Genomic DNA, 21578 nt, shown 5'->3' on the forward strand with positions numbered 1-21578 from the left:
GACGGTTCGGCGTACACCTCGGCGGCCGTGAATGTGTGAGCGCGCCCCATGTCAGGGCGGCGACACATCGTCGTAACGTCACGGCAATTCGACCGTGACCCAGTTCACAGTCCGCTGCCTCAGGAGGCCGCCGTGCGCCGCTCCTCGTCCATCCTCACCCGGCTGATCGGCGCGGGCGTCGGGCTCGTCCTCGCCGCAGCCGGCGCGGTCGCCATCGCCGCACCCGCCCAGGCCGCCACCCTCACCCAGGTGACCGGGTTCGGCTCCAACCCGGGCAACCTCGCCATGTACGCCTACCGGCCGGACAACCTGCCGGCCAACTCCCCGGCCGTGGTGCTGCTGCACGGCTGCACCCAGACCGCCGCCGGCTACTTCTCCGGTTCCGGCTGGCAGAAGTACGCCGACCAGTGGAAGTTCTCCCTGATCGTCGCCCAGCAGCCCGCCGGCAACAACGCCAACTCCTGCTTCAACTTCTTCGAGGCCGGCGACACCGCCCGGGGCCAGGGTGAGGCGCTGTCCGTCAAGCAGATGGTCGACCACGCCAAGGCGAACTTCGGGGTGGACGGCTCCCGGGTCTTCGTCAGCGGGCTGTCCGCGGGCGGTGCCATGAGCGCGGTCATGCTCGCCACCTACCCGGACGTCTTCGCCGCCGGATCGATCATCGCGGGCATTCCCTACCGCTGCGCCACCAGCATGGTCAACGCCTTCAGCTGCATGAACCCGGGCTCGGACCGGACCCCGGCCGCCTGGGGCGACCTGGTGCGGGGCGCGTACTCCGGCTACACCGGCCCGCGGCCCCGCGTGGCCATCTGGCACGGCACCTCGGACCCGACGGTCGCCCCGCTCAACGGCACCGAGTCCCGCGACCAGTGGACGAACGTGCGCGGCATCTCGCAGACCCCGACCAGCACCTCGTCCCTGCCCGCCAACACCAGCCTGGAGGTGTACGGCAACGACGAGGTACGGCTCTACCGGGTCTCCGGCATGGGCCACGGCACTCCGGTCGACCCGGGTTCCGGGGCCGACCAGTGCGGCACCGCCGGGGCGTACCTCCTCGACACCATCTGCTCGACGTACCGTGACGCGCTCTTCTTCGGTCTGAACGGCGGCGGCACCACCCCGACCCCGACCCCTACCCAGACGGCCGCCCCGACCCCGACCCCGACCACGCCCCCGACCTGCGTGACGGCCAGCAACTACGCGCACGTGGCGGCGGGCCGGGCCTACCAGTCCGGCGGCTACGCCTACGCCAACGGCTCCAACCAACGCATGGGCCTCTACAACACCTTCTACACCAGCACCCTCAAGCAAACCGCCCCCAACCACTGGGTAATCGGCTGCTAACACCCCTGCCCCCTGGCCCCCGGGGCGGGGCCGGTGGGGTTAGGGCCTGTGTCAAAGCCTTCGGTCGAGCCGAGGCGGAGTCCAGGCGGCGATCCGGCAAGGCGGAGATTGGTCCGGATACCGGTGTTGTATCCGGACCAATCTCCAACGCGGCCGGTCGTCGTCTGGGCCCGCCGCAGGCCGGCCAGGGGCTTTGACACAGGCCCTAGTCGGTCAGGGCCGTTTGCAGGGCTGTCGGGAGGGTGGGGTGTTGGTACGGGAAGGCCGCGCGGGTCAGGACGGCGGGTAGGACCCTGGTGCTGGTGAGGGCCTCGTGGGCGAAGCCGCCGAGGGCCACCTTGAGGGCCAGCGCGGGGATCGGGATGATCGCCGGGCGGTGCAGCTGCCGGGCCAGCTCGCGGGTGAACTCGGCGTTCGTCACCGGGTTCGGGCCGACCACGTTGACCGGGCCGGCGATGTCGTCGCGGTCCAGCAGGAAGAGGGTCGCGTCCAGCCAGTCGACGAGCGAGATCCACGGCAGCCACTGCCGACCGCTGCCCAACCGCCCGGCGATGCCCAGCTTGAACGGCAGCAACTGCGGCTTGAGCAGCCCGCCGTCGCGGTGCAGCGGCAGGCCGGTGCGCAACCGCACCACGCGTACCCCGGCGTCCTCGGCCGGTCGGGTCGCGGCCTCCCACACCCGGCAGACGTCGGCCAGGAAGCCCTCGCCGGCCGGCGCGTCCTCCTCCACGGCCCGGTCGCCGGTGTTGCCGTACCAACCCACGGCCGAGGAGTTGAGCAGCACCCGGGGCCGGTCCGTGGTCGGGAGCCCGGCGATGGTGGTCGCGAGCGTGGTGGTGCTGTCCACCCGGCTGGTCCTGATCAACCGCCGGTAGTTGTCGTCCCAGCGCTTGTCGCCGACGCCCGCTCCGGCCAGGTTGACCACCGCGTCCGCCTCGGCGACCACGGCCGGGTCGAGCTGCCCGGCGGCGGGGTCCCAGCGTCGCTCCCGGGGGTCGCGGGTGGGCCGGCGGACGAGCCGGGTGATCTGGTGCCCGTCCGTCGTGAGCCGTTCGGCCAGCCGAGTGCCGAGGAAGCCGGACGCGCCGGCCAGAAGGATGCGCATACCCCCATCTTCGTCCAGAACGCGCTTGACGGATGCATTGGGCCGGCCACGGTGGGGTGTTCCGGCAAGAAACCTGTGCCAGCACGCCGATCCGCAGGGAAAACGCAGGTCAAGGGGCGTCCCAGCCGCCGAAAAAGTGTGCCGCGCGCATTCGGGGTCACCGCGTTTCCGCAGGTCAGAGCAAACATGAATACGTTATTCGCAATTGCTTCCGGCACCGATCTGACCGACCATGAGCCAATCCGAGAGCGCTCCCGTGTGGCGGGGTTGGCTCGCCGTGCCCGCCGACGGGCGACCCTGAGGAGGAACCATGCCGATTCTGGTGACCGGAGCGACCGGCACGGTCGGAGGCAGCCTGGTCCGGCAACTGGTGGCCGCCGGCCACGACGTACGCGCGCTGACCCGCGATCCCGCGTCGCCGGCGGCCACCGGGCTGCCCGCCGGGGTGGAGGTGGTGGCGGGCGACTTCGCCAGACCCCACACGCTTGTTGCGGCTCTGCGCGGCGTGACGTGCATGCACCTGGTCGCGATGGACGGGTACGGGCCGCTGACCACCGGCGCCGAGATCCTGGAGCTGGCCCGACAGGCCGGCGTCCGCCGGGTCACCCATCTCGGCCACAACGATCCGAGTCGGGCGGACGACGACCCGATCGAGGCACCCCACCGGCCCCTGCACCGGGCCGTCGAGAACTCGGGCCTGGAGTGGACGCACGTCTTCCCGGGCGAGTTCATGGCCAACACCCGCGACTGGGCGGCCGGGATCCGCACCGAGGGGGTGGTGCGGGCACCGTTCGGGGACTGGAACAGCGCGTTGGTCCACGAGGCGGACATCGCCGCGGTCATCGTGGCCGCGCTGACCGAGGACGGCCACGCCGGCCGCGTCTACCAGCCCACCGGGCCGGAGCCGGTCCGCCGCCGCGACGCCGTCCGGATGATCGGCGAGGCGATCGGCCGCCCGGTGCGCTTCGACGAGCTGAGCCCGGAGCAGGCCCGCGAGCACTGGAAGGACCACTACCCGGCCGAGGTGATCGAGTGGTTCCTGGAGATGGGGCGCTACCCCGACGGCAGCAGCTGGGTCGCCCCGGACGTCGAGCAGGTGACCGGACGCCCCGGGCGCACGTTCCGGCAGTGGGCCGCGGAGCACGCGGACGACTTCCGGTGACGACGCCCGGGGCGTCCGGCCACCGCGGCGGTCAGGCCGCGTGGGCCGGGCGCAGGTCGGCGAGCAGTCCCTCCACCTCGGCGTACGCCTCGGCGCTCAGCGGGCCGAGCGCCAGGGTGGCCAGGTTCTCCTCGGCCTGCGCCACCGTGCGCAGACCGGGGATCGGGATGGTACGAGGGCTGCGCGCCAGCAGCCAGCCGAGCGCGCCCTGCGCGAGGGTGCGCCCGTCCGCCGTGAGCGCCGCGCGGACCTGCTCGACCCGGGCCGCCCAGCGTGGCGTCGGCCGACCGTCGGTGAACCACTCCAACCACTCCGGGGCGCGCCCGCGCACGTCGTCCGGCCCGACCGCCCGGGTCGACCCGGTGAGCAGTCCCATCGCCAGCGGACCGCGGTTGAGGCTGGCCAGGTCGTGGCTGTCGCAGACCGCCAGCACCGCCGGGTTGTCGCGCAGCACCGACTCGTCGTGCTGGATCGCGGCGCAGTGCCGGCCGGCGGCCGCGAACGCCTCCGCCGAGGCGGGGTTGTCGGTGCTCCAGCCGTACGCCCGGATCTTGCCCTGGTCGACGAGGCCCTCCAGGGTGTCGATCAGGTCGAGCGCGGCGGGCACCGGCAGCTCGGCGATGTGCAGCTGGTACAGGTCGACGTGATCGGTGCCGAGCCGGCGCAGTGAGTCTTCCAGGCTGCGGACCGCGTACGCCGGGCTGGCGTCGGTGCCGAGCGCCCGCCGGGTGGCCTCCTCGCTGACGTTGCCGAACTTGGTGGCGATCACCGCGCGGTCCCGCCGGCCGGCCAGGGCGCGACCGAGGATCCGCTCGCTGTGCCCGGCACCGTAGTTGCTGGCCGTGTCGAACAGGGTCACCCCGAGATCGAGCGCCCGGTGGATGGTGCGGACCGACTCGTCGTCGTCCACCTCGCCCCAGCCGAACGGCTGCGCGTCGTCGCCCCAGAGCGGCCCACCGATCGCCCAGCACCCCATCCCGATGGCGCTCACCGTGATGCCGCTGCGTCCCAGCGTTCGTGTCGTCGTCATGGTCACCAGCCTCCAACCTGGAGCGCACTCCAGGTCAAGCACTACCATCGCGGAGCATGAACGGTTACGCCCCCTCGGAGGCCGCCCGCCGCAGTGGCTTCAGCCTGGACACCCTGCGGTACTACGAGAAGATCGGGCTGCTCGCCGACGTGGATCGGACGGCGGGCGGGCAGCGGGTCTTCACCGACGACGACCTGGGCTGGCTGGTGCTGTTCCGCTGCCTGCGCGACACCGGGATGCCGATCGCGCAGATGCGCCGCTACGCGCAGTTGGCCCGCGAGGGCGAGCACACCGCCGACGAGCGGCGCGACCTGCTGCGCCACCACGCGGCGCGGGTGGAGGAGCAGATGCGCCTGCTCCAGCGCCAGTACGACCACCTGCGGGAGAAGATCCGCTTCTACGAGCGGCAGCTCGGCCCGGCGCCGCAGGAGTGATCGGCACTGGGCCGGGCCATCCGTCAGGTCGGCGGTGCGGTCAGGCCGAGGAGTTGCTCGGTCGTCCCGGGCCGGCCGGTGAGCGCATTCAGCGCGCTGACCAGCCGTTTTTCCTCGTAGCGGAAGTGCGACTCCAGTAACGCGGCCAACCCGTCCAGCTCGGCGCGCACCTGGGCGAGCGGCAGCGCCGGGTCGCCGGCGAGCAGCGCCTCGACCCGTGTCAGGATGCCGGCCACCACCTCGTGGTCGGTGATCAGGTTCGCGATGACCGGGCGCAGCTCGGGGACCTGGTCGGCGAGCAGCCGGAACGCGCCCGCGTCCTCACCGGTGTGGTGTCGGCCGAGTGCGGCGCAGAAGGTCAGGCAATGGGCCCGCAGGTCCCGGGATGCCCGCGCGTCGCCCGAGGTGTCGAGGTTTGCCCGAAGTCGGGCCAGTTCCGCGCTGAGCCAGAGGTGGATCTCGATCATCTGATTGCCGACGGCGGCGAGCCGGCCGGCCGGTGAGGTGCTCGGGTGCACGTTCGTCCCATGCTGTCCCCGCGCCTCCATGCCCACGGCGGCCTTCGAGCCGGGTGCACCGCGACGCTGCGCCGGAGTCTAACCCGACCGGGCCGCCCGGTCGCGCCCCGAACCCGGGAACGCCGGCGGTCACGGGGTGGTCGGCTCGTCGGTCTCCCGGACGTCGTGCCAGCGGGCGCGCCAGGCGGCCTCGTGGGCCTCGTGGCTGGTGCGCTCCTGGAAGACGGCGGCCCGCAACGCGTGTCGGGAGCCCGACAACAGCAGCACCTCCACGGCGACCAGCCCCACGCAGATCACTGTCGCGAGGGTGAGCGCGCCCAACCCCGGCAGGTGTTGGCCGACCGGCAGGGCGGCCGTCAACACCACGATGACGCCGACGCGGGTCCAGGTGACGGTGTGCAGGGTGCGTAGCTGGAAGAGCATGTTGACGGCGAAGTAGCAGATCAGGCCGCCGAACAGCATCGGCACGGCCGGGCCCTCGACCCGCTCGGCGATCCCGCCGGACGGGTCGGTGATCTTGTGCAGGATCTGCTCGTTGCCGATCGAGAAGAGGATCACCCCCGCGATCATCGGCAGGTAGAGGTACGCGTACGCGTCCCGGGCCATCGCCACCCGCGGGCCGCCCTCGGAGGAGTGCAGGGCGATCCGGGCGGCTGGCCCGATGAAGTCGAAGTGCGCCCACCAGAGGGCAGCCGTGACCACGATGCCGAGCGCGGCGGCCGCCACCGCCGGCCAGGTGACCGGCTTGCCGAGCAGGTTGCCGCCCACACCCGTGGAGATGATCGACTCGCCCAGCGCGATGATCAGGATGAGGTCGTAGCGCTCCGTCCAGTGTTCGGCGCTTGTCACCCCCCAGCCCCAGGTGCCGACGATGAAGCCGGTGGCGTACTGCACCACCACCACCGCGATCCACAGCGCGTCGCGGACCATGGCGGCCCGGTCCGGGTCGGTGATCTGCGGCGGGATCAGCGCGGCGGCCAGCAGCAGCACGATGCTCACCGCCAACTCCGGGGCGAACCGCCGCAGTTGCCGCCGCTCCTGCGGGCTGTCCCGCACCACGTGCTGATACAGGTACATGTGCACGGCCCGGACCACGACGTAGCTGATGGCCACCAGCATCGGGCCGCCGGCGCCGCCCTTCGGGTCGCTGAACGCCTGCGGCAGCGCCAACGCGAACGCGAACAGAGCCACCATGGCGATCACCATGAGCACCGGCACGTAGCCCTCACCGAGCCGGACCCGGGTGGCGACCAGGCTGTGCACCACCCAGATCCACCAGAGCACGGCGAGCACCAGACTGGCGTGCAGCAACTGTCGGCCGGAGATGTTCGCGGCGGTCGCCCGGGTGATGATGAAGAACGAGAAGACGAAGACCAGGTCGAAGAAGACCTCGAACTTGTCCACCCGGGCACCGGGGGCGATCGGGACGGCAGGGCCCAGTTGCCCGCCCCGCCGGTAACTGCCCACGGTCCCACTCTGGCAGCGTCTGCCCTGCTCGAAGGCTCGAACGGCGATGGCGGCCCGGTCGAGCGTTACCTCGGGCCCGGGGCGGGAAACCGCCCGGACCGGCCCTCGTCCGGTCCGGAGCGCCGTTCGGTCGGCGCGGAGGCCGGATCATGGCCGCCAACGGCCTCCGGCAGCGGGCCGGTCGGTCCGACCCACCGCGGACAAGGATGGATCATGACGACGAACAACCCGATCAGCACCTCGTTCGCCAGTCACTCCACGGCCATGGACGTGATCCGGGGCGTGGACCTCGTCCGGCGGCGGGCGATCGTCACCGGCGGGTCGTCCGGCATCGGCGTGGAGACCGCCCGGGCCCTGGCCAGCGCCGGCGCCGAGGTCACCCTGGCCGTCCGCGACACCGAGGCCGGGCAGCGTGCCGCCGACGACATCACCGCCACCACCGACAACGACCGGGTCATGGTCGCGCCGCTCGACCTCGCCGACCACGCGTCGATCGCCGACTTCGTGGCGAACTGGGACGGCCCGCTGCACATCCTGGTCAACAACGCCGGCATCATGGCCTCCCCGGAGATGCGCACCCCGCAGGGCTGGGAGATGCAGTTCGCCACCAACCACCTGGGGCACTTCGCGCTCGCCACCGGGTTGCGACAGGCGCTCGCCGCCGGCGACGGGGCCCGGATCGTCTCGGTCAGCTCCGCCGCCCACCTGCGCTCACCGGTGGTCTTCGAGGACATCCAGTACGAGCGCCGAGAGTACGAGCCGTGGCAGGCGTACGGGCAGTCGAAGACGGCAAACGTGCTCTTCGCCGTGGAGGCGAGCCGCCGCTGGGCCGACGACGGGATCACGGCCAACTCGTTGATGCCCGGCGCGATCCAGACCAACCTGCAGCGCTACGTCAGCGAGGAGGAACTCAACCGGATCCGCGCGGGCAACGCGGCGGCGTGGAAGACAGTCGAACAGGGTGCCGCCACCTCGGTGCTGGTCGCCGCCTCACCACTGCTCGACGGTGTGGCTGGGCGCTACTTCGAGGACTGTCAGGAGGCCGCCCCCGCCCAGCCCGGGGGGCGCACGGGCGTCGCGGCGTACGCGCTGGACCCGGAGGCCGCCGAGCGGCTCTGGAAGGTCTCGACCGACCTGCTCAAGGGCTGAGCGACGCAGACGAAAGGGCGCCCCGGTCGACGACCGGGGCGCCCTTTCGCGTGTTGGGCGGGATCAGGACAGGCCCAGCTCCGGCTCGAAGTTGCCGGCCTCCAGCCGCTCCTTGATCGCGCTCAGGAAGCGGGCGGCGTCGGCGCCGTCGATCAGCCGGTGGTCGTAGGACATGGCCAGGTAGACCATCGACCGGACCGCGACGACCTCGCCCAGATCCGGGTCGTTGACCACGACCGGACGCTTGACCACGGCACCCGTGCCGAGCATCGCCGACTGCGGCTTCGGCACGATCGGGGTGTCGAAGAGCGCGCCCCGGCTGCCCGTGTTGGTGAGCGTGAAGGTCGCCCCGGCGATCTCGTCCGGGCTGATCTTGTTGGTCCGGGTGCGCTCGGCCAGGTCGGCGACCCGCTTCGCGATGCCACCGAGGTTGAGGTCACCGGCGTTGTGGATGACCGGCACCACGAGGCCCCGCTCGGTGTCCACCGCGATGCCGAGGTGCTCCGCCGCCGGGTAGGTGATCGTGCCGCCGTCCAGGTCCAGTTGGGCGTTGACGATCGGGTACGTCTGCAGCGCCTCGACGGCGGCGAGAGCGAAGAACGGCAGGAAGGACAGCTTCACCCCGTGCCGCTGCACGAACGAGTCCTTCGCCTGCGCCCGCAACTTGGCGACCCGGGTGACGTCCACCTCGACCACCGTGGTCAGCTGCGCCATCTCGTGCAGCGACTCCTGCATCCGCTTGGCGATCGCCTTACGGATCCGGGGGAGCTTCTCGGTGGTGCCCCGCTTGCCACTCGGCTGCGGCTTCGCGGCCGGCTTGGCCGCAGCCGCCGACGGTGCGGCGGCCGGCTGCGCGGCGGGAGCGGGGGCGGCCTTGGCGGCCTTCGCCTTCTCGGCCGCGTCGAGCACGTCCTGCTTGCGGATCCGGCCACCCACACCGGTGCCGTTGAGCGTGGACAGGTCGACGCCGTGCTCACTGGCCAGCTTGCGCACCAGCGGGGTCACGTACCCGGCGGCCTCCTCGCCGGAAGCCGGCGCCGGGGCGGACGGGCGCGACGGTGCCGAGGTCGGTGCGGCCGGCTGCGCGGCCTGCTCGGTCTTCGCCGGCTGCGCCGAGCTCTCGGTCTCCGCGGCCGGCTCGTTGTACGACATGCCCGGCGTGGGCTCGTCGACCTTCGGCTCCTGCTTCGGCGCGGCCTCTGCCTTCGGCTCGGGCTTCGGCTCGGGCTTCGCCTGGGTGGGGGCCGCACCGGCAACGCCGATGATCGCCAGGTCGGCGCCGACCGCCGCGGTCTCGTCCTCGGCGACCTTGATCTCCAGCACGGTGCCGGCGACCGGCGAGGGGATCTCGGTGTCCACCTTGTCGGTGGAGACCTCCAGCAGCGGCTCGTCGACCTCGATGGTCTCGCCGACCTGCTTGAGCCAGCGGGTGACAGTACCCTCGGTGACGCTCTCACCCAGGGCCGGCATCTTCACCGCGGTGCCCTCGCCCGACGAAGCGGCGGCCGGAGCCGGTGCCTCGTCCTGGGCCACCTCGTCGGCGGTGCCCTCGGCGGCGGCCGTCGGCTCGGCGGCCGGCTCGACCGACTCGGCCGGCGCCTGCTCCTGCGGGGCGGCCTCGCCACCGCCGGTCGACTCGCCCTCACCGGCGATGACCGCCAGCTCGCTGCCGACCTCGGCGGTCTCGTCCTCGCCGACCACGATCCGGCTCAGCACGCCCGCAGCGGGCGACGGGATCTCGGTGTCGACCTTGTCGGTCGAGACCTCGAGCAGGGGCTCGTCGATCTCGACCGTGTCGCCCTCCTGCTTGAGCCAGCGCGTGACGGTGCCCTCGGTGACGCTCTCGCCGAGCCGGGGCATGGTGACCGATACCGGCATGTTCTCCAGACTCCTTCATTCCCCTGGGGGGATCTTCGCCCGTCGTCGGACGCCGCGGTTGTGGGTGATCAGGCGTGCGCGTGCAGCGGCTTGCCGGCGAGGGCCAGGTGCGCCTCGCCCAGGGCCTCGTTCTGGGTCGGGTGGGCGTGCACGAGCTGGGCGACCTCCGCCGGGTACGCCTCCCAGTTGTAGATGAGCTGCGCCTCACCGATCAGCTCACCCACCCGCGCGCCGATCATGTGCACGCCGACCACCGGGCCGTCCTCGACCCGGACCAGCTTCACGAAGCCGGTCGTCTTGAGGATCTGGCTCTTGCCGTTGCCACCCAGGTTGTAGTTGTACGTCTTGACCTTGTCGGCGCCGTACTGCTCCTTGGCCTTGGCCTCGGTCAGGCCGACCGACGCCAGCTCCGGGTCGCAGTAGGTGACCCGCGGGATGCCGACCTCGTCGATCACGGCGGGGGTCTGCCCGGCGATCTCCTCGGCGACGAAGATGCCCTGCTGGAAGCCGCGGTGCGCGAGCTGGAGGCCGGGCACGATGTCGCCGACGGCGTAGACGTTCGGCACGCTGGTGCGCAGCCGCTCGTCGGTCAGCACGTAGCCGCGGTCCATCTTGACGCCCTGCTCCTCGTACCCGAGGTTGGCGGTGTTCGGGCCGCGACCGACGGCAACCAGCAGCAGCTCGGCCTCGACGGTCTCGCCGCCGGAGATGGTCAGCTTGACGCCGTTCTCGGTCTTCTCGACCTTCTCGAACGGCTTGCCGACCTTAAAGTTGATCTTCCGCTTGCGGAAGGCCCGCTCCAGCGCCTTCGACGACTCCTCGTCCTCGGCGGCGACCAGCCGGGGCAGCGCCTCGACGATCGTCACGTCCACGCCGAAGGACTTCCACACGCTGGCGAACTCGACGCCGATCACGCCGCCACCGAGCACGATCACCGACGACGGCACCCGGTCCATCGTGAGGGCGTGGTCGCTGGTGATGATCCGCTCGCCGTCGACCTCCAGGCCGGGCAGGCTCTTCGCGTACGAGCCGGAGGCCAGGACGATGTTGCGGCCGGTGTAGCGCTTGCCGTCCACCTCGACGACGTTCTTGCCGACCAGCTTGCCGGCGCCCTCGACGATCGTGATGCCCTTGTTGCCCTTCAACATGCCTTGCAGGCCCTTGTACAGGCGGGCGATCACGCCGTCCTTGTACGAGTTGACCCCGGCCATGTCGATGCCGATCAGCTCGGCCTTCACGCCGAACTGCTCCGACTCGCGGGCCTGGTCGGCGATCTCCGCCGCGTGCAGCAGCGCCTTCGTCGGGATGCAGCCGTTGTGCAGGCAGGTGCCACCGAGTTTGCCCTTCTCGACCAGCGCGACCTTCAGGCCCAGCTGGACGGCGCGCAGCGCGGTCGCGTAGCCGCCGCTGCCACCTCCGAGAATGACGATGTCGAAGGTCGCTTCGTTCGGCTCGCTCACGTCCAACTCCCAGGTCGCGTCGCTGCATCGGGGGTCACAGAGGTGTAACAGGGACACACCCCACCTCGGTCATCTTGTCACCACTGAGCACAGGGTGCGTACCGAGGTGCCCAACGACACGTCATCGACACGTACCCTTGGCACCGTTGTCGATGACGCACGGTGGGGGAGAGATCCGGTGGGCTTGTTCCGGCGCCGCAAACAGGCGGCTGTGCCGAGCCGTGATCGTGCCGCCGATCGTGGCGACCTGGACCATCTGGAGAACTTCGTCCGGAGCCGGCGTGGCGTCGAGGCGTTCATCGAGCCGCGGACGACGGTGACCGAGACCACTGTCATCCTGATCGCCGACGACGGGGAGTGGACCCGGCGGCGCATCGACGGCCCGGACGGCGCCCGGCGCTTCGCGTACCGGATGGGCATCCCGGTGTACGACGTCCGGCTGATGGGCTACCCGCAGCGGATGCGCGACTTCAACGAACGGCGCAAACGCCGCCCCGAGCGGCACTGAGCCGCAAACGCCGTCCCGAGCGGCACTGAGGCGCGGACGCCGCCCCGAGCGGCACTGAGGCGCGGACGCCGCCCGAGCGGCACTGAGACGTGCGGAAGGGCCGCCCGCGGCGGCAGGCGGCCCTTCCGGGAGTTCCGTCAGCCGTTGGCGGCGACGTCCTCGACGAGCTGCACCAGCATGCGGACCGGGACGCCGGTGCCGCCCTTGGTCCAGTAGCCGGTCGGCTCGCCCGAGTGGTAACTCGGGCCGGCGATGTCGATGTGCGCCCAGGCCACGTCGTCGGTCACGAACTCGCGCAGGAACACCCCGCCCTGCAGCATGTGACCGGCCCGGTCCATCCCGGCGTTGACCTGGGAGATGTCCGCCACGTCGGACTCCATGCCCTTACGCACGTCGTCGGGCAGCGGCATCGGCCAGGCGGGCTCGCCGACCGCGTCGCCGGCCACCTGGACCCGCTCGCACAGCTCCGGGGTGCCCATCACGCCGGCCACCCGCTTGCCCAGCGCCACCACCTGGCCACCGGTCAGGGTGGAGGTCTCGAACAGGTAGTCGGTGCCGTCCGCGCAGGCGCGGGCCATGGCGTCGCCCAGGATCATCCGGCCCTCGGCGTCGGTGTTGAGCACCTCGACCCGCTTGCCGTTGAACATGGTGATCACGTCACCCGGCCGGTAGCTGGTGCCCGACGGCATGTTCTCCGCCATCGGCAGGTAGGCGCTGACCGCCACCGCCGGCTTCAGCGCGGCGATCGCCAGCATGGCCGCGCCCACCGCGGCCGCGCCGCCCATGTCGGACTTCATCTCCCACATGCCCTGCGCCGGCTTGATCGAGATGCCGCCGGTGTCGAAGGTGATCCCCTTGCCGACAAGCGCGACCCGCTTGCCGTTGCCACCGTTCTGCGGCGTGTAGGTGAGCTTCACCAGCCGGGGCGGGGCCTCCGAGCCCTGACCGACCGCGACGATGCCGCCGTAACCGCCGGCGGCCAGCGCCGCCTCGTCCAGCACCTCGACGCCGAGGCCCGCGTCCCGGGCGGCACCGGCGACCGCGTCGGCGAACGACGGCGGACGCAACTCGTTCGGAGCGCTGTTCACCCAGTCCCGGGTGAGCCGGACCGCGTTCGCCACCACCTGCGCCCGGGTGATCTCCGCCTGGGCGCCCGCGTCAGCGGCGTCCGGCACGGCGATCAGCACCTCGGTCACCGGCTCCCGCCGGGTCGGCTGCGGGCGGGTCTTGTAGCCGGCGAACCGGTACCCGCCGAGCAGCGCGCCCTCCGCGACCGCGCGCAGCTCGGCCGACGCGTCCGCGTCGTCCGGCAGCGGCATCGCCAGCGCGACCCTGGGCGCGCCCGCCAGAGCCCGGATCGCCGAACCGGCGGCCCGGCGCAGCGTCTCCGGGGCCGGGGCGGCACCCGACGGCTCCGGGCCGAGCCCGACCGCGGCGACCAGCGGGGCGGTCACGGTGCCCAGCGTGGCCAGCTTGATGACCTCACCCGGCCCACCGGTCGCGCCGAGCAGCGCCAGCGTCTCGGTCAGCCTTCCGTCGAACGCGGCGGCGATGCTCTCCGCGCCGCTGGCGAGCAGCAGGGTGCCGGCGAGGCCGCTCGTGGCACCCTGCTCTCCGGTCTGGCTGTGCACGCCGATCACGATCGCGTCGACGGCGAGCTCAGCCGGATCGGTGTCGACCAGGCTCAGGTTGGTGGTGCGGGGCGATGTCACTGAAGCTACTCCGGGCGGGCCGGGCCGGTCGCGGCGTCGCGTACCAGCGGTGAAGGTCTTCGGCGGAACGTACCCGCCGAACGTCATGGTTGTCCCGCCGACAGCGCCAGCGGGCTCCCGCCGATGCTAACCAGCGACCTGGCCCCCGGTAAGTTGCCACCCATGACCGACGTGACCTCCGACGCCGCCGCGACCCGGCTGCGTCGTTCCCCGCTGCACGAGCGGCACACCGCCGCCGGCGCCAAGTTCGCCCCCTTCGGGGGCTGGGAGATGCCGCTGGAGTACGCCGGCGGCGGGGTGCTCAAGGAGCACACCGCGGTGCGGACCGCGGTCGGGGTCTTCGACGTGTCGCACCTCGGCAAGGCCCGGGTCAGCGGCCCCGGCGCGGCCGACTTCGTCAACTCCTGCCTCAGCAACGACCTGGGCCGGATCGGGCCGGGCCGGGCGCAGTACACGCTCTGCTGCGACGACGCCACCGGTGGCGTGGTGGACGACATCATCGCCTACCTGTACGCCGACGACCACGTGTTCCTCATCCCGAACGCCGCGAACACCGCCGAGGTGGTGCGCCGGTTGCGCGCCGCCGCGCCCGCGCAGGTCACCGTCACCGACGAGCACGACGGGTACGCCGTACTGGCCGTGCAGGGCCCCCGCTCGGCCGAGTTGCTGACCGCCCTCGACCTGCCCACCGAACACGGTTACATGAGCTTCTCCGCGGCGAGCCTGGCCGGGGTGGAGCTGACCGTCTGCCGTACCGGGTACACGGGCGAACTGGGATACGAGCTGGTGGTGCCGGCGGAGCACGCGGTGACCGTCTGGGACGCGCTCTTCGCCGCCGGGGAGGCGTTCGAGCTGCGGGCCTGCGGCCTGGCCGCCCGGGACACCCTGCGTACCGAGATGGGCTACCCACTGCACGGGCAGGACCTCTCGGTGGACATCACCCCGGTGCAGGCCCGCTCGGGCTGGGCCGTCGGTTGGGACAAGCCGGCCTTCTGGGGCCGCGACGCGCTGCTCGCCGAGAAGGCCGCCGGCCCCCGGCGTACGCTGCGCGGCCTGGTGGCCGTCGACCGGGCCATCCCCCGCCCCGGCATGACCCTGCACGTGGGCGGCACCCAGGTCGGCGAGGTGACAAGTGGCACCTTCTCGCCAACCCGCAAACAGGGCATCGCCCTGGCCCTGCTGGACACCGACGCCAACCTCGCCGAAGGCGACGAGGTCGAGATCGACATCCGAGGCCGTCGAGCCCCCCTGGCCCTAACAAAACCCCCCTTCGTAACCCCCTCGGTGAAGTAACCCCCACCCAGCCGTCCCTGCCCGTCCCAACCGGGGCGGGGCGGGGGTTAGCGCTTGGGGGCGGGGGGTTCGCCGGAATCTAGGACTGCTTGGGTCCAGCCGCCTTCGATGACGCCTGTCGCGTTCAGGATGGCCCAGTCGACCACGTCTGTCGCCTCCACCACCACCGGGGCGCCGATGCGCACACTCGGGTCGGTGTTGGCGTCGCTGGCGCTCACGCCGACGATCCGCTCCGCGGCCTCCCAGGAGGTGACGCCCGCCCAGACGTACTCCGGGCCGTCGTCGCCGGGCAGGCCGTACTTGACCACCAGCTGTGACTCCGCGGGCAGCTGGCCGGCGACGAACCGGGCCCGCGCGTCACCCAGCGCCGCGCGGGCGGTGGCGACCGCCCGGCTCATCGCGTCACCGGAGCGGGCGTAGCGCACGTCCGGCTGGATCCCGGAGAACAGGGTCGCGCAGGCGGCGGCGTAGTAGCGCCCGTCCGGGCCCGGGTGGCCGGCGGGTGGGCGCAGGCTCAGGAACGAGTCGGCCTCCGGGTCGGTCGCCGGGTCCAGCTCCAGGCGCAGCAGCACCGGGGCCGTCGCGCCGTGTTGCTCCGGATTGCCGTACGCCACCGCGATGTCGTGCCCGGTGACCGTGGCGAGCACCGGCAGTTGCACGAACGCCGGCACCTCCTCGCCGGTGAGCCCGTCGGTCCAGTCCCGCAGCAGTCGACGGGCCGCCCCGGTCATCACCGCACCCCAGGCGCGGGTGAGGTGGTCGGGCACCCCCTGGGTCTGCAGTTCGAGCAGCCCGAAACGGCGCAGCCCCTTGGTGGTGAACCACAGCCCTTCCGTGTCGGACGAGTAGGGCACCAGCACCCAGTCGACGAGTCGGACGCGGCCCTGCTCGTCGGGGAGCGAGCGCAGCGCGGTCGCCGGGTCGAGGAACTGCAGGCCGAAGACGTCCACCACGTCGCTGTCGACGGACTCCGCCACGGCGGCCGCGACCGCGCGGGCCGCCCACTCGTGCGCGGGCGGCCAACCGGGCCGGTATTCGGCCTGTACGACCACCAGGTGGCTCGCCGCGGCCAGCCGGGCCAACTGCTCCTCGGTGGCGCCGAACGCGGTGAGCAGGTCCGGCGGCAGCTCGGGAAAGTCGGCGATGGGCCGGGTGTCGACGCTCATCAGCGGGCTGTCCAGCATCTGGCGGGCCAGCCCGTGCACCGGCTCGGCCAGCCGGCCGGTCAGGGCCGCCACCGCGGTCTTCGCGCTGACCTTCGGCAGCCCCGCCATCGGCACCAGGTAGGTCGCGCTGAGCGACTCCGGCACCGGTACGGGCAGGAAGTCGTCAGTGATGAGCATGCTTGTTTCCCTCGGTGGCCGTGCCGGTGCTGTCGAGCCGAACGCTACCCGGCCCGCCGTGCCCGGTTCAGGCGGACAGCACGACACCCAGGTAGACCAGCGTGGTGACCACCTCGACGGTCGCGCCGAGCACGTCGCCGGTGATCCCGCCGAGACGGCGTACCACGTGGGTCAGCAGCGCGAGTGCGACGGCGAGCGCGGTGGCGACGGCCAGCGGCCCCTGCCACGGGCGGCCGGGCACCGCGGGCACCGCCAGCAGTGCGACGGCGACCGCGCCGACGGTCACCGCCACCGGGCCGACCGTGCCGGCCACCAGCGCGCCGAGCCCGTCCGGTCGGGCCGCCGGCACTCCCCGCCGGCAGGCCACCGTGACGCCGAACCGCCCGGCGGCGGTCGCCGCGACCACCGCCGCGAGACACGCCAGCCCGGACCGCCCCGCCAGGTCGGCGAGCGCCGCCGACTGCACCAGGAGTACGACCACCAGGGCGACCACCCCGAACGGGCCGACGTCCGGCTTCTTCATGATCTCCAGTGCTGCCGCCCCCCGCCGGTACGAGCCGAGCGCGTCCACGGTGTCGGCCAGCCCGTCCAGGTGCAGCCCGCGGGTGAGCAGTGCGGCCGCGCCGACCGTCACACCCGCGGCCACCAGTGGGGGAGCGAACGCGCCGGTCAGCAGCAGCACCCCGGCCAGCGGGACGCCCAGCAGCGCGCCGACCACCGGGGCGAGTGCCATCGCGGTGCCGGCGACCGGGCGGTCGATCCGCCCGGCCCGCACCGGCAGCGTGGTGAACGTGGTGACCGCCAGCCGGGTGCCCGCGAGGAACCGCGACTCAGCCGGCACGCCAGCCCGACGCCGGCTGCTCGTCCGCCCCGGTGCTGGCCGGACCCGGGCCGGCCGGCTCCGGCTCGGCGTAGTCGGGCTCGGCGTAGACCGACTCCGGTTCGTCGAGGGTCGGGTCGGGCTCCTCGTCGCCCCCGAGCGACGGGTGGACCGGCAGCGCGGCGGCCAGGGCGAGTACCGAGCGCAGCAGCGGGAGCGCGACAAGGGCGTTCGCGCCCTCGCCGAGATCCATCCGCAGGTCGAGCAGCGGGGTGAGACCGAGCACGTCGGCGGCGAGCCGCACCGACGGGTGACCGCCGTGGTCGGCGAGCAGGCACCAGTGCCGGGCCTGCCCGGCCAGGTCGCGGCTGACCATGCCGGCGGCCACCCCGACCGGCCCGTCGAGCAGCACCGGCACCCGCCGGGCGGTGGCGCCGAGCAGCACGCCGGTGGCCACCGCCACGTCACCGCCGCCCAGCTCGGCCAGGATGTCCTTGGCGCCGCGTGGCGAACGGTGGGTGCGGTGCAGCGCGTCGCGGACCGCCGCGCAGCGGATCATCCACGCCGCGTCGTCGATCTCGCCGGCGTCGGTGATCACCCGGCCCAGCACGGCGGGCGGCTCCGCGCCCGCGGTCGCGGCGAGCACCGCCGCGGCCGCCGCCTCGGTGCCGGCGCCGCACGCCCCCAGCACCAGCAGCTGTACGCCGGCGTCGGCGGCCTGCTCGGCGAGCCGCCAGCCGTAGCGCAGTGCCGACTCCACCTGATCGAGCGAGAGCGCCGGTTGGTCCTCCATCGGCGCGGCGGTGGGAGTGTCCACCACCTGCAGGCTGGCGCCACTCTCGGCGGCGAGTCGCGCCAACGCGCCCCGGCCGGCGCGGGCCTGCGCGGCCCGGCGCGCCGACTCACCGGCGACGGTGCCGGCCGACGCCCCGCCGGCGTGGTCGCCGTGCAGCAGCAACACCCGTACCGAGCCCCAGGCCTGGGGGGTGGGGGTGCCCTGGGTGGTGGCGGCGAAGCCGACCACCCGGTCCAACACACCCAGCCCGGCGCCCGGTACGTCCAGCGTGGCCAGTCGGTCCACCGCCTGCGGGCCCGCGAACTCGTCGGGCATCGGCAGCTCCATGCCCGGCTGGATGACCAGCCCGGTGGCCACCATCGGCAGCGCCATGGTCGGGGCGGCCCAGGGGTTGCCGGGCTCCTGGGCCGCAACGGCCGGTGGCGTGTGGGTCAGCACGTCGGGCAGCTGCACCTCGGGGGTGGGCGCGGCGTCGGCCAGGCTGCCGGGGGCGGCTGGCTCGCTCGCGCTGCCGGGGGCGGTCGCGCTGGCGGGAGCGGTCGGGGTGGTGGCGCTGCCGGCGGCGGTCGGGGTGGTGGCGCTGCCGGGGGTGGCCGGGGCGGTCGTGTCGGCGGTCGGCTTGAGCCACACCGGCTGGCCGGCGACCACCAGGGCCACCGCGTCGCAGGCGTCGGCGACCGCGCGGTTGGCCGCGCCCAGCGCGTCGGTGAACGCCCGGCCCAGCGGGGTGGTCGGCACCAGCGACAGCCCCACCTCGGGGCTCACCAGCACCACCCGGGCCGAGCAGGTGCGGATCGCGTCGGCCAGCTCGTCGATCGTCGCCACGTCGTCGGCCGGCTGGTGCGCCGGGTCGAGCAGCACTGTCACCCAGCCGCCGAGGTCGTCGACGAGCAGCGTCTCGTTGGGCTCGGCGGACGCGAGCACATCGGCCAGCCGGCGCGGGTCCTCGGTGGTCTCCTCGGTGGTCCAGCTGCCCGGCCGCCGGGCGCGGTGCGCCGCCAACCGGGTCGCCCACTCGGTGTCCTCCGGGTCGCCCTCGGGCGCGGTGGCGAGGTAGCGGACCACCGGCGCGTCGGTGACCAGGGACTCGGCGAACTCGGACTTGCCGGACCGGATCCCGCCGAGCACCAGGACCGTGTTCCACCCGTCTACGGACATGCCCGTACCTTAGTTCGCCTCGTCCGAGTCCGGGCACGTCGCCCCAGCCCTGCCGAAGATCGAAAGCCCGCCCCGCCTCCCGCCCCGCCGATCTTGCACTTTCGGTCGCCGAGATGCGTGGAATGCCTTCTATGTCCAGGCAGAAAGTGCAAGATCACGGAAGGGGTGGGTGGTTCGGCTGGCTTGATCTTGCTGGGTTCCGCCGGGGCGAGCGAGCGGCCGTTGTGCTCTGGGCCGACTACGCTGGCGAGGGTTCGTCCCACGGGGACTTCAGCGGCGAGGGGAGACGCGGCATGGCGTGGAGCTGGCGGTACGAGGGCACGGACGGCCAGACGGTCGAAGGACCGGCGGAGTCGTTCAGCAGCCAGGCCGATGCCGAATCCTGGATCGGTCAGACCTGGCGGGAGCTCGCGGCGTCCGGCGTCACCTCGGTCGCGCTCGTCGAGGACGACCGGGTGGATTACCGGATGAGCCTGCTGCCCACGGCCGAGTGATGGCCTACGACCGGCCGGGCGCCGACGGGCTGGTCCTCGGCGTACCCAAGGCGGCGTTTCGGCCCAGCCCGATCTTCCTCGGCCTGGTCGCCCTCTTCGCGGTCAGCGGGGTGCTGGCGTGGAACGGTTACGGCAGCGTCAGGTTCAACGTGTTCCTGTTCGTGGTGTCCGGCTGGCTGGTCTCGCTGTGCCTGCACGAGTACGCCCACGCGGTGGTGGCCTACCGGGCCGGCGACCGGGACATCGCCCACCGCGGCTACCTGACGCTCAACCCGTTGAAGTACACCCACCCGCTGCTGTCGATCGTGCTGCCGGTGGCGGTGGTGCTGCTCGGTGGCATCGGCCTGCCCGGCGGGGCGGTCTGGGTGGACCGGCACGCCATCCCGGGCCGACTGCGGCACACACTTGTCAGCCTCGCCGGGCCGGCGACAAACGTGCTGTTCACGCTGGTGCTCGTGTTGGCGGTGCGGCTCGGCACCCAGTCGGGCGGGCCGGTGGAGTTCTGGGCGGGGGTGGCGCTACTCGCCTTCCTGCAACTCACCGCGAGCGTGCTGAACCTGCTGCCGGTGCCCGGCCTGGACGGCGGCAACATGATCCAGCCGTGGCTCAACCCGCAGTGGCGCAAGATGTACGACCTGTTCGCCCCGTACGGTTTCCTGCTGCTCTTCGCGCTGTTGTGGAACCCGCGCATCGGCGGCTGGTTCTTCGACGCGGTCTTCGCGATCGGTGACCTGCTCGGTCTGCCCTCGTGGCTCTACGCCACCGGCCTGGAGCTGATCCGCTTCTGGCAGAGCTGACCGCCCCGGCGACGGGCGGAGCTGATCGGCCCCGGCGACGGGGCAGGGCTGAGTTGACCGGACCCGGCCCGGTCGGCGCGAAACCCTCGCGCCGGCCGGGCCGGAACGCGTCAGGGACGCTGCGCGGGGGACTCGGTCTTCGCCGGGTCCCGTTCGACGATCGGCTCGACGATGTCGTCGATCGCCTTGAGCAGGCCGGCGTCGAGCTTCACCCCGGCCGCCTTGACGTTGTCGTGCACCTGCTCGGGGCGGGACGCGCCGATGATCGCCGACGAGACGTTCGGGTTCTGCAGGACCCACGCCACGGCGAGCTGGGCCATGCTGAGCCCGGCCTGCTCGGCGAGGGGTTTGAGCTGCTGGACCCGGGTGAGCACGTCGTCGTTCATGAAGCGGGAGATGAAGTTCGCACCCGACTTCTCGTCGGTGGCCCGGGAACCGGCCGGCGGCGGCTGCCCCGGCAGGTACTTGCCGGAGAGCACACCCTGTGCCATCGGCGACCAGACGATCTGCCCGATGCCCAGTTCCTCGCTGGCCGGGACGACCTCGGTCTCGATGACCCGCCAGAGCATCGAATACTGTGGTTGGTTGGAGACCAGCGGGATGTGCAGCTCCCGGGCGAGCGGGTGGGCGGCGCGCAGCTGGGCGGCGGTCCACTCGGAGACGCCGATGTAGTGCGCCTTGCCGGAGTGCACGACATCGGCGAACGCCTCCATCGTCTCTTCCAGCGGGGTGCTGTTGTCGTAGCGGTGGGCCTGGTAGAGGTCCACGTAGTCGGTGCGCAGTCGGCGCAGCGAGCCGTTGATCGACTCCATGATGTGCTTGCGGGAGAGGCCACGGTCGTTGCGGCCGGGCCCGGTCGGCCAGTAGACCTTGGTGAAGATCTCGAGGCCCTCGCGGCGCTCGTTCTGCAACGCCCGGCCGAGCACGTCCTCGGCCTGCGTGCCGGCGTACGCGTCGGCGGTGTCGAAGGTCGTGATCCCCGCGTCGAGCGCGGCCCGGACGCACGCGAACGCCGCGTCCTCCTCGACCTGCGAACCGTGGGTGATCCAGTTGCCGTACGAGATCTCGCTGACCATCAGGCCGGAACGGCCCAGGTATCGGAATTCCATG

19 protein-coding genes are annotated in these 21578 nt (G+C 72.5%); 8 read left to right on the plus strand and 11 right to left on the minus strand.

Annotated features, from left to right (window positions below; translation table 11 throughout):
- The first annotated feature begins 132 nt into the window (after positions 1-132).
- A complete protein-coding gene (locus ACGFIQ_RS22625; RefSeq protein WP_393246582.1) occupies positions 133-1344 on the plus strand; it encodes a PHB depolymerase family esterase in 1212 nt (403 codons plus the stop codon).
- Between the two features lie 205 nt (positions 1345-1549).
- Here the strand turns inward: ACGFIQ_RS22625 and ACGFIQ_RS22630 are convergent, their stop codons facing one another.
- On the minus strand, positions 1550-2449 hold the full coding sequence (locus tag ACGFIQ_RS22630; protein WP_393246584.1) for a TIGR01777 family oxidoreductase: 900 nt from the start codon (positions 2447-2449) through the stop codon (positions 1550-1552).
- Positions 2450-2759: 310 nt separating this feature from the next.
- On the opposite strand from ACGFIQ_RS22630, the gene ACGFIQ_RS22635 reads away from it, so the two are divergent.
- A complete protein-coding gene (locus ACGFIQ_RS22635) occupies positions 2760-3611 on the plus strand; it encodes an NmrA family NAD(P)-binding protein (RefSeq protein WP_393246586.1) in 852 nt (283 codons plus the stop codon).
- Between the two features lie 31 nt (positions 3612-3642).
- On the opposite strand, the gene ACGFIQ_RS22640 is transcribed toward ACGFIQ_RS22635, so the two are convergent.
- Positions 3643-4641 (minus strand): aldo/keto reductase, encoded by a 999-nt coding sequence (locus ACGFIQ_RS22640; RefSeq protein WP_393246587.1) that lies wholly within the window; start codon positions 4639-4641, stop codon positions 3643-3645.
- 56 nt (positions 4642-4697) lie between these two features.
- Here ACGFIQ_RS22640 and ACGFIQ_RS22645 point away from each other — a divergent pair, with 56 nt between their 5' ends.
- A complete protein-coding gene (locus ACGFIQ_RS22645) occupies positions 4698-5075 on the plus strand; it encodes a MerR family transcriptional regulator (protein WP_357553573.1) in 378 nt (125 codons plus the stop codon).
- A gap of 23 nt (positions 5076-5098) precedes the next feature.
- Here the strand turns inward: ACGFIQ_RS22645 and ACGFIQ_RS22650 are convergent, their stop codons facing one another.
- Complete coding sequence (locus ACGFIQ_RS22650) at positions 5099-5593, minus strand: hemerythrin domain-containing protein (RefSeq protein WP_393246589.1); 495 nt, start codon at positions 5591-5593, stop codon at positions 5099-5101.
- Positions 5594-5722: 129 nt separating this feature from the next.
- Entirely contained in the window at positions 5723-7060 is a 1338-nt protein-coding gene (locus ACGFIQ_RS22655; protein ID WP_393246591.1) for a low temperature requirement protein A, read from the minus strand.
- A gap of 213 nt (positions 7061-7273) precedes the next feature.
- Between ACGFIQ_RS22655 and ACGFIQ_RS22660 the strand changes: the two genes are divergently transcribed.
- Positions 7274-8209, plus strand: a complete 936-nt coding sequence (locus ACGFIQ_RS22660; protein WP_393246593.1) for an SDR family NAD(P)-dependent oxidoreductase — start codon at positions 7274-7276, stop codon at positions 8207-8209.
- A 63-nt stretch (positions 8210-8272) separates the two neighbouring features.
- Here the strand turns inward: ACGFIQ_RS22660 and sucB are convergent, their stop codons facing one another.
- Together sucB and lpdA are read right to left on the minus strand one after the other, a co-directional pair.
- A complete protein-coding gene (gene sucB, locus ACGFIQ_RS22665) occupies positions 8273-10087 on the minus strand; it encodes a 2-oxoglutarate dehydrogenase, E2 component, dihydrolipoamide succinyltransferase (protein WP_393246595.1) in 1815 nt (604 codons plus the stop codon).
- 68 nt (positions 10088-10155) lie between these two features.
- Positions 10156-11547 (minus strand): dihydrolipoyl dehydrogenase, encoded by a 1392-nt coding sequence (gene lpdA / locus ACGFIQ_RS22670; protein ID WP_393246596.1) that lies wholly within the window; start codon positions 11545-11547, stop codon positions 10156-10158.
- 178 nt (positions 11548-11725) lie between these two features.
- Here lpdA and ACGFIQ_RS22675 point away from each other — a divergent pair, with 178 nt between their 5' ends.
- Positions 11726-12055 carry a hypothetical protein gene (locus ACGFIQ_RS22675; RefSeq protein ID WP_393246598.1) on the plus strand — a complete coding sequence of 110 codons (330 nt, stop codon included), beginning with the start codon at positions 11726-11728 and terminating at the stop codon, positions 12053-12055.
- 137 nt (positions 12056-12192) lie between these two features.
- On the opposite strand, the gene ACGFIQ_RS22680 is transcribed toward ACGFIQ_RS22675, so the two are convergent.
- Positions 12193-13767: a leucyl aminopeptidase gene (locus tag ACGFIQ_RS22680; RefSeq protein WP_393246600.1), complete on the minus strand. Its 1575-nt coding sequence runs from the start codon at positions 13765-13767 to the stop codon at positions 12193-12195.
- 162 nt (positions 13768-13929) lie between these two features.
- On the opposite strand from ACGFIQ_RS22680, the gene gcvT reads away from it, so the two are divergent.
- Entirely contained in the window at positions 13930-15060 is a 1131-nt protein-coding gene (gcvT, locus tag ACGFIQ_RS22685; protein ID WP_393246602.1) for a glycine cleavage system aminomethyltransferase GcvT, read from the plus strand.
- A 47-nt stretch (positions 15061-15107) separates the two neighbouring features.
- Here the strand turns inward: gcvT and ACGFIQ_RS22690 are convergent, their stop codons facing one another.
- The 3 genes from ACGFIQ_RS22690 to ACGFIQ_RS22700 form a co-directional block, all read right to left on the minus strand.
- Entirely contained in the window at positions 15108-16403 is a 1296-nt protein-coding gene (locus ACGFIQ_RS22690; RefSeq protein ID WP_393246604.1) for a DUF2314 domain-containing protein, read from the minus strand.
- Between the two features lie 67 nt (positions 16404-16470).
- A complete protein-coding gene (gene cobS / locus ACGFIQ_RS22695) occupies positions 16471-17244 on the minus strand; it encodes an adenosylcobinamide-GDP ribazoletransferase (protein ID WP_393246606.1) in 774 nt (257 codons plus the stop codon).
- A complete protein-coding gene (locus ACGFIQ_RS22700) occupies positions 17234-19177 on the minus strand; it encodes a bifunctional adenosylcobinamide kinase/adenosylcobinamide-phosphate guanylyltransferase (RefSeq protein WP_393246608.1) in 1944 nt (647 codons plus the stop codon). Before ACGFIQ_RS22700 ends, cobS begins: the two co-directional genes overlap by 11 nt.
- A 293-nt stretch (positions 19178-19470) precedes the next feature.
- Between ACGFIQ_RS22700 and ACGFIQ_RS22705 the strand changes: the two genes are divergently transcribed.
- Entirely contained in the window at positions 19471-19671 is a 201-nt protein-coding gene (locus tag ACGFIQ_RS22705; protein ID WP_357010793.1) for a hypothetical protein, read from the plus strand.
- The gene (locus ACGFIQ_RS22710) at positions 19671-20468 is read left to right on the plus strand and encodes a site-2 protease family protein (RefSeq protein ID WP_393246611.1); all 798 of its coding nucleotides are present in this window, start codon (positions 19671-19673) and stop codon (positions 20466-20468) included. Before ACGFIQ_RS22705 ends, ACGFIQ_RS22710 begins: the two co-directional genes overlap by 1 nt.
- 110 nt (positions 20469-20578) lie before the next feature.
- Here the strand turns inward: ACGFIQ_RS22710 and ACGFIQ_RS22715 are convergent, their stop codons facing one another.
- Positions 20579-21577 carry an aldo/keto reductase family protein gene (locus ACGFIQ_RS22715; protein WP_393246613.1) on the minus strand — a complete coding sequence of 333 codons (999 nt, stop codon included), beginning with the start codon at positions 21575-21577 and terminating at the stop codon, positions 20579-20581.
- Between the last annotated feature and the right edge of the window lies 1 nt (position 21578).

The organism is Micromonospora sp. NPDC048898 (assembly GCF_043198035.1).
Taxonomy (GTDB): Bacteria; Actinomycetota; Actinomycetes; order Mycobacteriales; family Micromonosporaceae; genus Micromonospora.